The following is a 10,959-nucleotide window of genomic DNA, read 5'->3' as shown; positions in this document are numbered from 1 at the left end:
ACGAATTTTTTTCTTCTATAGATATTCTTCAAAATTAACCATAAACCAGCGTACACCATGTGCTGCAATCGTTACGCTATCAGAACCTCGGCAGCGCCAGTGAATATCCTGTCACTTCCTTTCCCATAATGGGGATAAGAGCAAGAAAGGAGCCTGGTGAAATGTCGAGCGATTCCGCCAACCCACCTAAACGCAAAAGTCCTCTCCGCCGGGCATTTCGGCTGCTGTCGGCCTTGACTATCTTGGGCCTGCTAGCTGCCGGCGCTCTGCTGGGATATCTATATCAGAAAGACCTGCCCCCTACTCTGGACGATGTCCGCTCCAGGCTGCTTGATGTGCGTGGAAATGTGCTGGCCACCTTCACATCAGACGGACGCAGTCGTGATCCCGTAGAACTGAGCCATATCTCACCGCTGCTTGTTCAGGCTACGCTGGCGGTGGAGGACCGCAAATTCTACAAGCATACCGGCTTTGACCTCAAAGGAATGGCCCGGGCCATCCTCGTCAATCTGGAGGAAGGGGGCCGCTCGCAAGGCGCCAGTACGTTGACTCAACAGCTTGCACGCAATCTCTATCTGTCCCATGAGAAGACCTGGACCCGCAAAATTAAAGAAGCCCTCTATACGATGCAACTCGAGATGAAATATAGCAAAGATGAAATCCTGAACATGTACTTGAATGAAATCTACTACGGTCACGGAGCCTACGGCATTGAAGCAGCGGCCAAAATGTACTTCGGCAAGTCTGCAGCCGATCTCGACCTTGCGGAGAGTGCGATGCTGGCTGGGGTACCAAAGGGCCCGACTTACTATTCGCCTTACAACCACATAAATAACGCCAAGAATCGCCAGCAGCTGATCCTGTCCGTTATGGCCGAGCTTGGCGACATTACAGAGACCGAGGCCAAGCAGGCGGCGCAGGAGAAGTTGAATTTCAAACCACAAGGAGAAAAAGACACCACCGTAGCCGCACCCTACTTTCGCGATTATGTGCGCGGCTTGGCAATAGACTTGCTGCATATCGATAGCGACGAATTCGAGCAGGGCGGACTGAACGTCTACACCACCCTCGATCCGGTTATGCAGCAGGCAGCGGAGGATGCCGTCGGCATAGGAATGGATCCGGCCAGTGAACTGGAGACAGCCTTGGTATCCATTGATCCACGTACCGGTTACATTAAAGCGATGGTGGGGGGCAAGAACTACCGGACCAACCAGTTCAACCACGCATTGGCAACCACCCGGCAGCCGGGATCTTCTTTCAAACCGATAATGTATCTTGCTGCCCTGTCCTCCAAAACGATGAATGGGCTCTCAGTGTTCAACAGCCAGCCAACTCTGTTCCATTATGACAATAACCGCAAGACCTACCAGCCCCGTAATTTTGGTGACAAGTATCTGGGTGAAATCAATATGCGCCAGGCGATTGCTGCCTCGGACAATATTTATGCCGTGAATACGATCATTAAGATCGGAGCGGACAAAGTCGCCGAGATGGCTGCGGATATGGGGATCAAAAGCCCGCTGCAGCACGTGCCTTCCCTGGCGCTGGGCACCTCACCAGTCAGCCCCCTGGAAATGGCCTCTGCCTTCGCTGTGATCGGCGGCGGCGGGGTCCGGATGCCCGCGACAGCTATCCTGAAGATCACAGACGCCAAGGGGAGCGTTCTGTACGAAGCACCTCAGTCTCAGGGAGAAGTGGTAGTCGAGCCGGCAGCAGCTTACGTGTTGACCCGGCTGATGGAGGGCGTGTTCGAGACAGGGGGCACCGGGAACCGTGTGGCCTCCATCATCAAACGCCCTGTTGCCGGAAAGACCGGCACAACCGATACTGATGGCTGGATGGTCGGCTTCACCCCCGAATTGTCGACGGCTGTCTGGGTCGGGTACGACAAAGGCCGGGATATCGCAACGACCGATGGCAGGCGCGCTGCCCCGATTTTCGCCCAGTACACAGAGAAAGCGCTGGAGAACGTCCCGCCCAAGATTTTTCCAATTCCCGACGGTATAGTTAGTGTCTATATTGATAAGCAATCCGGCAAGTTGGCTACAGCTGAATGTCCAGATAAGGTACTGGAAACCTTCATCAGCGGCACAGAGCCCACAGCATATTGCGATCAGCACGGGGCAGGAGAAAAGGCCCACCAAGCGGAAGAAACGACTCCCGGAAAGGGTGATCCCGGTGAAGGGCGCTCCTTATGGCAGGATATCAAGCGCTGGTGGATGAATTAGGTCTGCCCGACCCCATCCAGAGTATACTAGCCAAGTTTAGCGGAGTTAAAAAAATTCAAGCCCATAAATTGGGTATAAAGAATTGGATTTTAGCGTTTCGTCAGCCCAAAATTGGGTATAAAAGAATAGAACCCCAAACCACCTCTCCCTTTGGACCTTTGAATCGGAGAGGTTTTTATTTAAACAACCTCTGCGTACAGACAGAAGATGTCTTCTTAATATTCCTTATCCTTATAAAGGAGGTCTGTCCATGGTCCCCTCGAAGCTGGCAGTCTATGGGGCCGCAATCATCTTTATCGCAAGCGTGGATTGCTCGTTGGTTTCAGGCTCTGCTCTAGCAGCTCCGGCTGACACAAGATCGGCTACTGTCTCTCCGGCTACACCAACAGAACAAACCAGGCGCTCACTGGAACATGCCGGCTTCCATCAGCAAGGCGCCATCTATCTGCCTTTAAAAGAAGTCGCCCCGTTGCTCGATCTCCACGTGCTGTGGAACGCAGACAAATCCAGCATTGAGGTCACCGGTCTTTATCAGGCACTTAGCTTAAAGATTGGACAAGCAAAGGCCTACACGGTGGACAATAAGGTGATCAGTCTAGGTGCACCTACACTCATCAGAGATGGCGTGACCTACGTACCGGCCACCCTGTTCTCCAAAGCCTTTAGTCTTCCGGTGGGCTGGGACGGCAAGCTTGATGTTATTGTTCCATACACTGAGCGTTATCTCAAAGCGGTATCTGGGCGGGAAGTGTTCTGGCTACATAAGGAGAAGGGGGTTATCTACAGCGGATCAAGCGGGAGGCGGCCTGTTCGGGCAGGAATCGCTAATGTTCGTCAACTGGATTGGACCTCTCTCAACGCGCGTACGGTGAACAGCACAAGCTATGTGCTCGATCTTAATAATGCCTTTGGCGAGCCACATATTCATGTCAGCAACTATCGTATTCTGCTCCACGAGGGGCGTCTGGTTGGCCAGGCCGTGAGCAGTTACGGGGGCATGCGTAATCTCGGGATGAAGGAGAGTGTCTCTGCCTATCAAGGAAATTTGGTCATGATGAATGGAAGTATCCTGTACTTGGTCAATCCGGACGGTCATATTTTCAAGACATACAATTTGGCAGAGCTCACCGGTATTGACGATGCCTTTGCCCTCGAAGCGATCGAAGAGGAGTTCCTGCTTGTGCGTCCATATCTGAAAGGAACACTGTTCCTGATTGATCGCAAGAGCGGGGAAAGTACGGCACTCTATACTCAGTTTCTAGGAGCAGAGGACCAAGCCTGGTTGGAGCAATACCCGGAATGGGATTTTGACTACCCCGGTGACCGGCTCGAGTACACCGGACGTTCCGGCAATACGTTGTCCTTTGCTTGGATGTCTTACGACGACAACCGGCAGGTTCACTTCACGTATACGCTCCCCCTATTCTAATAATTTACATTTCTGTTATAATAAAAGAAACGCCAAATCTAAACATGTGAATGAGGGACATGGTATGAAAGATACGGGTATGATTCGGAATTTGGACAGTCTGGGGAGAATTGTGGTCCCCGTGGAAATCCGCATGACACGCAATATCGACATTGGGGATCCTATCGAATTTTTTATTATGAATGAGGATGTTATTGTACTTAGAAAGTACACCTCCACAGAATGCACCTTTTGCAGAAGTTTGGACCAAGTGAGCTATTATAAAGATCAATTCATCTGCAACAGTTGCCTGAAAGAACTCGGTGACCCGGAGCGTCTTCCGCAGGAGCCAGAACCTTCTCCGCTCCTTCCTCAGGCTACCGTCGATCCTGGCAGCAGTGTGAAACGGAAGAAGACGGAAGAGATGACACAGCGACTGGAGCGGGCCATCGAAGAGCATCCATTCGCCAATCAGAAGGAGCTTGCCGAGATTTTGGGGATCAGCCAAGCGCGGGTGAGCCAACTCAAGCGCAAGCTTAATACTCCGCGGCAATCCAAGATCGGCTGATCGGCTGTATCGAAAGGAATCCACGTCATTAGATGTGCCTGATTCGCTGCACTTCTCTCTATTAACATTTATGTAATACTAAAAAGGCTGCATCCCCGATAGTACAGGAGATGCAGCCTTTTGCTGCGATGTCCGCTTGGTAGAGGATCGATCCAGCAACACTCTGAAGGTTATTACGACAGTGCCACCTTTAACTCTTCCCTCGAAGCTTCCCACCACTCTTCATTATGCGAAATAAGCAGTGATTTCAGCGCCGTCTTTTCCGAATCGCCAAGCCCTTCCACGATAACTTTCCGTTTTAGCGCAGAATCGAGTTTGTTCACATGATCCGCTAAAATCTTCCACCCGCGGCGGGCTTCGGTATCAATCCACATCTCACAAGCTGTAATTCCGGCATAGTGCTGACCCTCAGGTGTCCGATCTACAGCCACCCATACTACCCATACCTGTCTGCCGTTCGGGACATCCTCACGGTTCATGGAGAACTTAATGCCCTTCTCCACCTTGCTCTTGGCGTGCATAGCCCCGATATCAATGATTGCTTCGCCGTTATCAATAATGACGGGAGACACATTGTTCAGATCAATTGAACCCGCACCAAACCCTTTATGTTTACTCTTCGCGTTGACAATATTCAAGGCAATCTGTTTCTTGCCTTCCGGTTTCGTGTTATCCACAGATGCACGTCCTTCCTCTTACGAATAATTTAATTTTAGCTAATAATCCGGCGATTGCAAACATATACATCCCGTAGATGCTTGTCAACGGGAGGGAATCACAGTATGAAGCCACCGACATTTCGAACCAAAATCAGCATTCTGGCCCTGGCCGCCCTAACGCTGCTGGGCGGGAGCTTGTGGGGCTACCCGGGTGCAAGCCCTGCCTTGGCAGACATGTCTGCCCAAAAAGCGGCCAAGTCCCTGGCAGCCTCGCCCGGCAATGGCACCGCACAGCAGACATTCCCGGAGAACGCACCCGCACCCGTTCCTGTGTCAGAGCCGCTGAGCCAAAGAGTCGCCGAGTACCATATCGACGTGAAGCTTGATCCGGCGACAGGCACATTAAAAGGCGCGGAGACAGTAACCTGGAACCATCCCGGCCGCAAGCCGGTGAGCGATCTGTATTTTCATCTCTACCCCAATGCCTTTGAATCCCGCAATACGACTTTTATGAAAGAATCCGGTGGTGAGCTGCGAGGCGACAAGATGCCCGATAACGGATTCGGCAGCATGACCCTAACGGATCTACGAACCACAGAGGGTACATCTCTCATCCAAAGAGTGCAGTATGTTCAGCCCGATGACGGTAATATTAATGATCGCACATTGATGAAAGTACATCTGCCTGAACCTGTGAACGGAGGGGAAAGTGTGACCCTCCGACTGCAATTTGAGGTCAAGCTGCCCAAAGTATTCGCCCGGATGGGGATCTCAGGGGACTTCGTTATGGCCGGGCAATGGTTTCCCAAGATTAGTGCCTATGAGCCCGCCGGAACCCGCGGAGTGGGCCAGGAAGGCTGGAATCTGCACCAATACCACGGGACATCGGAATTCTACAGTGATTTTGGCATATACAATGTGACGATAACTGTGCCTCCCGAATATACCGTCGCTGCCACCGGATTCCCGGTGAAGACCGCTAAATTGAAGCAGAATCAGAAAATTTACCAATTCTACGCTGACGACGTTCATGATTTTGCCTGGGCTGCCTCCCCTGATTTTGTGGTTGCCGAAGAGGCCTTCTCCACACCAGAGGTTCCCGGCGTGCGAATCAAGCTATATCTGGATCCACTGCATAAAGATCTTAAGGAGCGTTATTTCCAAGCTGCTAAGGCTGCTCTAAGCGCCTTCAGTAAATGGTACGGGCCATATCCTTATTCCACTCTTTCAATAGTAGTTCCGCCCAAGGGCGCCAACGGGGCTGGGGGAATGGAATATCCGACACTGATTACGGCCTTCGGCGCTTCCGAGGCCTCTCCAGACACCTCATTGGAACGAACAGTCGTTCACGAGATAGGTCATCAATATTTCTATGGCATGATGGCCAGCAACGAGTTTGAGGAAGCCTGGCTGGACGAGAGCTTCACCTCCTATGCTGAAGACCGCCTTATGGAGCAAGAGTATGGTGTAATGGCCAATCTGCCCATTCAGGCCAGCCTGGTAACCTCTCCGGAGGCCCTCACACTGGAAACCTGGAGATACAGCGGAGCAGACTCTTACACACAAAATGTGTACATCCGCGGCAAATTGGTACTGAAAGACATCGAACGGCAGGTCGGTACTAAAACTATGGATACCATCCTGTCCACCTATGCGAATAAGTACCGGTTCCGTCATCCCTCTACCCGTGACTTTCAAAAGGTTGTAGAGAACGTGACCAAGAAATCATGGCAAAGCTATTTCGATCTTTACATCTACGACGGTGGAGCCCCTGACTTCTCGATAGACGACATCCAGATGCACACCAAAGAAAATACTGGCACCGGCCAAGGCTACGAATCCATCGTAAAGGTAAGCAACAGGGGCAGTCACTACGCTAATGTCCCCATTAGATTTACCTTCTCTGATGGCCACACCGTGGAGCGAGTCTGGAATGGGAGCAAAAAGAATACATCGTTCCAGTTATTCTCCAGCTCCCCGCTACTGTCGGCAGAGATCGATCCCCAGCACACCCTGCTGCTGGAGAACAAACATATCAACAATTTCAGGCTGGCGGAGATCAAGCCGGATACCCTCTCCCGCTGGACGCTAACATTGTCGAAACTGCTTGAAACTGTGCTTGGAACTCTGGTCTGGTGAGGTGAATGGGCTTGAAAACATCAATTATTCGCGGCTGGCAAAGTATGAAGGAGCAAACTTATATTCTGATCCTGCTATTCATCTACCGGCTACTCTGGGGCTATTTTATATATGGTTTCGTACGGGAGGCCGTAGTATCAGTCCTCCTGCGCTACCCCGACCACAACGCGGGAGGCAGCGGAATGGGCCGACTGCTATTCTACATCGAGGGCCAGCATAGCCTTACCTCCGACCCTGCTATACAGCGCTGGTTGTGGCTGTTATTGGGGTTGACCGTGCTGCGACTGCTCATTTCCCCGTTGATCCGGGCGGGTCTACTGCATGAGTTGCATCAGGAGCGCTCAGGAGAACGCGGCCTGTTCTTTTTTCCCGGCATGAAAAAGCATGGTCTGTCTGTGCTGATCTTCAGCCTGGTAGAGTGGTTACTCTCCCTCCTGCCTGTCTACTGGTTCGCACCCAAGATATATACACTGCTGCTCTCGTCTTTAATGGATTATAAGGTGCTACTGAACGGCATTCCCTATGTTCTGGCTTGGTTCGCCTACGTATACGTTATCCGCTTGCTGCTCTTGTACATGCAATTCGGCTATACGGCCGGGACCGGTATGTTCTCCTCCCTGCTGATCGCCCTGCGGTGCTTCCTCACCGCAATTGGGGTATCGCTCGTGCTGGGAGCAGGCAGTCTGCTGCTCTTGGTGATCTACGTCTTAGGGATTATTTACTTCCCAGGCCTACCTGCACTCCTAATCCGCCAACTCCTTCCACTCCCGTCTACACTGTTCAAATTGTGGGGCATTGCGGCCCAATATGACCTATGGAGAAGTAAAGCATTTCCATAATAATTCCGCCCCTTAGGGCATATTTAGAAGAGTCACTGTTCCTGGTTAAACAGGAGCGGCGACTCTTTTTGGTCATCCTCAGCAGCGCGATTTGCAAAATGGTTACGGGTTTGATACAATGGCTTCTGTACTACTAGTAACAACTTTGTAATCTTTTGCAGGCATTTCTTAATAACTTCGTTTATATCATGTCGATACGTCACTTTGGGTGCATAAAACGCCGAATTCCTTGCACCGGGAAGTGGGGGAACCATATTTTGGGTGAATTGATCTCGTAAGAGAGGGATCATAGGGGACCTTCTACCGAACCCTTAAGCTAACCTCGCAGGCCTTGGAAGGAGTACATCTTTTGAACAGACAGAATTTTAAGAAAATCATTGTTACAGCCACACTGGGCCTGGCCCTCGCCATCGGAATCGGAACCAACAGTGCTTCAGCAGATTCCAAAATGGACACGGTCATCACAAAAACCCTCGGAACCTCCTATAAAACTGGAGGGACAAGCACAGCCGGATTTGATTGTTCTGGATTCACTACATATGTATACAAAAGCATCGGCATTTCGTTGCCGCGCACATCCCAATCGCAATATAACGCAGGTACCTCCGTCTCTCGCAGTCAAATGCGGCCCGGAGACCTCGTATTCTTCAACACACTTGGCAACGGTGTATCTCATGTAGGCATCTTCGTCGGCAATGGTAAATTTGCTCAATCATCGTCTTCACACGGTGTCATTATTAGCTCACTGAGTCAGAAATACTGGGCTGATCGCTACATCGGTGCCAAACGAGTCATGAGCACAACTGCTTATAAATCGGTTGCCTACGACTAAACTAACCTCTGTACTACGAACATTCCATTTAACTTCATATCTATGCTATGCCCGGAGTCTTGATGGTTATCATCATCGATTTCCGGGTTTTTCCTATTTTATAGTATACGTATACACCTTTAGAGAGCAGATGAATCATCTTTACGCCAAAAAACTCAATAAATTATGGAAATTTTGTTTTGTTCTCTATTTTTAGCGTTACTAGGGAGAATCCGCTCTTAAAATCACATTTTTTGCGCACAAATATGCTATAAATGATTGCCAAGCGACGCTGTGTTTGTTACAATTAGCGCAGTGAGTTTTTAGTAACATTTTTGTAATTATTGAGTCACCTTTTTATAAGGTTTTGTCATGTATTCATATAGCAGTCTAATTCTAATCAACAGTATATGCCGAGTTCCCTAACTATTAGGGAAACGGGGGAACCACTTTGGGTGAATTGACCTCCTGTTCAGAGAGGGGTCATAGGGGACCTTCAACCGAACCCTTAAGCTAACCTCGTAGGCATTGGAAGGGGTTTACACTTTTGAAGAAGAAATTGGCAGCGGCAGTACTAGGCTTTTCTATGATGCTTACAGCTGTTGGAGCAGGAAGCGCTTTCGCCGATTCCAAGATGGATAAGGTGATTGACAAGGCTATTGGTACCAAGTACGTATCTGGTGGCACATCTACAAGCGGATTTGATTGCTCCGGTTTTACAATGTATGTCTTCAACAAGATCGGCATTGACCTGCCACACCAATCCGGTTCCCAATATCAGATGGGCTCCACGGTGTCCCGTGACGAACTGAGAGCAGGCGACCTGGTATTCTTCAATACTAGTGGTAAAGGCATTTCCCACGTTGGCGTTTATGTCGGCGAAGGCAAATTTGCCCATGCTTCATCCTCTCGCGGTGTAACAATCAGCTCACTGAGTGAGAGCTATTATGTTAGTCGTTATGTGGGTGCCAAACGCATTATGAGCACAGATGCTTATCAGGCGCTTGCCACGGACTCTCAAGATTTTGACGATGTACAATAATTTATAAGTCATACGTAAGTCCTTTTCCCGATTTCACTGAAATCTGGAGAAGGGCTTTTTTGTCATCTCTGTTACTCTTCATTACCCCTTCTGAAATTCATCAAACAACAAATTCCTGACTTCCTGCGCCTGATCTTATGACTTTTGTATATAATTAAATTATAGAGCATTGCCCTATGGAAAGGAGGTCTCACGACCCTATGATTCATTCACCTGTTACATTCCATGTGGTACCGATGGAGACCAGTCATGCCGAAGACATCTGCCACTGGAGCTATGAGCCTCCTTACAATATATATGGCTGGATGCCTTGGAAGCAGATGGAGGAGCTTGGTATTGAGTTTGGCGATCCACAGCTGCGAAGCCAGCAATATGTGTCTGTACTTAACGATGAGGGCGATCTCTGTGGCTTCGCACAGCTGTTCCCAATGGAAGGTGTGGTACGCCTGGGGGTCGGTATGCGTCCAGAGCTCTGTGGTCACGGAATGGGCCAATACTTTGTCCGGGCCATTGTCCAGGCTGCAGTTCGGCGCTATCCTGAGCGGGAGGTTGATCTGGAGGTGCTGACCTGGAATCAGCGAGCCATTCGTACTTATCAAAAAAGCGGCTTTACCATTACAGACACTTATGAACGAATGACACCTACTGGAAGTAAACCATTTTATTGTATGGTCTATGAGAAATGATGCTCTGTTACAGGAACTTTAGGCAAGTATCGCTTAGTCGTTCATTTTTTTGCCACAAATGCTATGATAACGCTTCACCTTCCGCTATAATGTAGGAAGCAGCTTACATAGAAGGGACGATTGGGGATGCAAAAATGGATCATGAGCGGATTGTTTTTTGCCGCCTGTGCCTTTGCGGTAGTTCTAATGTTCACACTTCCAGGTAAAGAAGAGGTCGCGGAACAGAACAAACCTACTATGCCTGAAATTCAGCTTGATGCCGCCAAGGCAGAAGCGACTGTGAAAGCCAATTGTATCACCTGCCATGGCGATCAGCTTCAAGGCGGGGTAGGACCCAGCTTGAAGAATGAAGGTGGCCAGCATGACGCTGCCGGGATTTACAGTATAGTGACCAAAGGACGGGGCCAAATGCCTTCCTTCAAGGAAAAGCTGGCGCCGGAGGAGATTGCGAACGTGGCCACATGGCTGGCTGAGAAGAAGTAAAACTCCCTTGAGAGACTACACAAATACGCCCGTGCCGGGATTTACATCCTGCTGCACGGGCTTTTTTCGCATTTATGAGCCTTCTTATACAAT

General features: G+C 49.9%; 10 protein-coding genes and 2 riboswitches. Of the genes, 9 read left to right on the top strand and 1 reads right to left on the bottom strand.

Annotated elements, in window-relative coordinates; translation table 11 throughout:
• Positions 1–161 precede the first annotated feature (161 nt).
• From ACFORK_RS28675 to ACFORK_RS28665, 3 genes are all read left to right on the top strand, one after another.
• Positions 162–2,231: a transglycosylase domain-containing protein gene (locus ACFORK_RS28675; RefSeq protein WP_379205483.1), complete on the top strand. Its 2,070-nt coding sequence runs from the start codon at positions 162–164 to the stop codon at positions 2,229–2,231.
• A 250-nt stretch (positions 2,232–2,481) separates the two neighbouring features.
• Entirely contained in the window at positions 2,482–3,660 is a 1,179-nt protein-coding gene (locus tag ACFORK_RS28670; RefSeq protein ID WP_379205482.1) for a copper amine oxidase N-terminal domain-containing protein, read from the top strand.
• 64 nt (positions 3,661–3,724) lie between these two features.
• Positions 3,725–4,207 carry an AbrB/MazE/SpoVT family DNA-binding domain-containing protein gene (locus ACFORK_RS28665; RefSeq protein ID WP_379205481.1) on the top strand — a complete coding sequence of 161 codons (483 nt, stop codon included), beginning with the start codon at positions 3,725–3,727 and terminating at the stop codon, positions 4,205–4,207.
• A 173-nt stretch (positions 4,208–4,380) separates the two neighbouring features.
• Here the strand turns inward: ACFORK_RS28665 and ACFORK_RS28660 are convergent, their stop codons facing one another.
• Positions 4,381–4,884 (bottom strand): YwhD family protein, encoded by a 504-nt coding sequence (locus ACFORK_RS28660; protein ID WP_379205480.1) that lies wholly within the window; start codon positions 4,882–4,884, stop codon positions 4,381–4,383.
• A gap of 105 nt (positions 4,885–4,989) precedes the next feature.
• Here ACFORK_RS28660 and ACFORK_RS28655 point away from each other — a divergent pair, with 105 nt between their 5' ends.
• The 6 genes from ACFORK_RS28655 to ACFORK_RS28630 all read left to right on the top strand — a co-directional run bounded on the left by ACFORK_RS28655 (position 4,990) and on the right by ACFORK_RS28630 (position 10,866).
• The gene (locus ACFORK_RS28655; protein WP_379205479.1) at positions 4,990–7,005 is read left to right on the top strand and encodes a M1 family metallopeptidase; all 2,016 of its coding nucleotides are present in this window, start codon (positions 4,990–4,992) and stop codon (positions 7,003–7,005) included.
• Between the two features lie 11 nt (positions 7,006–7,016).
• Positions 7,017–7,844, top strand: a complete 828-nt coding sequence (locus tag ACFORK_RS28650) for a hypothetical protein (protein WP_379205478.1) — start codon at positions 7,017–7,019, stop codon at positions 7,842–7,844.
• Positions 7,845–8,052: 208 nt separating this feature from the next.
• A riboswitch (cyclic di-AMP (ydaO/yuaA leader) is annotated at positions 8,053–8,190 on the top strand.
• 3 nt (positions 8,191–8,193) lie between these two features.
• Positions 8,194–8,676, top strand: a complete 483-nt coding sequence (locus ACFORK_RS28645; RefSeq protein WP_379205477.1) for a C40 family peptidase — start codon at positions 8,194–8,196, stop codon at positions 8,674–8,676.
• A 380-nt stretch (positions 8,677–9,056) separates the two neighbouring features.
• A riboswitch (cyclic di-AMP (ydaO/yuaA leader) is annotated at positions 9,057–9,198 on the top strand.
• 4 nt (positions 9,199–9,202) lie between these two features.
• Positions 9,203–9,697, top strand: a complete 495-nt coding sequence (locus ACFORK_RS28640) for a C40 family peptidase (RefSeq protein ID WP_379205476.1) — start codon at positions 9,203–9,205, stop codon at positions 9,695–9,697.
• A 200-nt stretch (positions 9,698–9,897) separates the two neighbouring features.
• Entirely contained in the window at positions 9,898–10,383 is a 486-nt protein-coding gene (locus tag ACFORK_RS28635) for a GNAT family N-acetyltransferase (protein WP_379205475.1), read from the top strand.
• 126 nt (positions 10,384–10,509) lie between these two features.
• Positions 10,510–10,866 (top strand): c-type cytochrome, encoded by a 357-nt coding sequence (locus ACFORK_RS28630; RefSeq protein WP_066368099.1) that lies wholly within the window; start codon positions 10,510–10,512, stop codon positions 10,864–10,866.
• The last annotated feature ends 93 nt before the right edge of the window (positions 10,867–10,959 follow it).

This window comes from Paenibacillus sp. GCM10012306, assembly GCF_042649265.1.
Taxonomy (GTDB): domain Bacteria; phylum Bacillota; class Bacilli; order Paenibacillales; family Paenibacillaceae; genus Paenibacillus_AQ.
This window is presented reverse-complemented; position numbering and strand designations above follow the sequence as displayed.

What these genes read in the sequence shown, in the direction of transcription:
- ACFORK_RS28675 (WP_379205483.1), top strand. Translation starts at nt 162, where the DNA reads ATGTCGAGCGATTCCGCCAACCCACCTAAACGCAAAAGTCCTCTCCGC.
- ACFORK_RS28655 (WP_379205479.1), top strand. Translation starts at nt 4,990, where the DNA reads ATGAAGCCACCGACATTTCGAACCAAAATCAGCATTCTGGCCCTGGCC.
- ACFORK_RS28630 (WP_066368099.1), top strand. Translation starts at nt 10,510, where the DNA reads ATGCAAAAATGGATCATGAGCGGATTGTTTTTTGCCGCCTGTGCCTTT.
- ACFORK_RS28670 (WP_379205482.1), top strand. Translation starts at nt 2,482, where the DNA reads ATGGTCCCCTCGAAGCTGGCAGTCTATGGGGCCGCAATCATCTTTATC.
- ACFORK_RS28635 (WP_379205475.1), top strand. Translation starts at nt 9,898, where the DNA reads ATGATTCATTCACCTGTTACATTCCATGTGGTACCGATGGAGACCAGT.
- ACFORK_RS28665 (WP_379205481.1), top strand. Translation starts at nt 3,725, where the DNA reads ATGAAAGATACGGGTATGATTCGGAATTTGGACAGTCTGGGGAGAATT.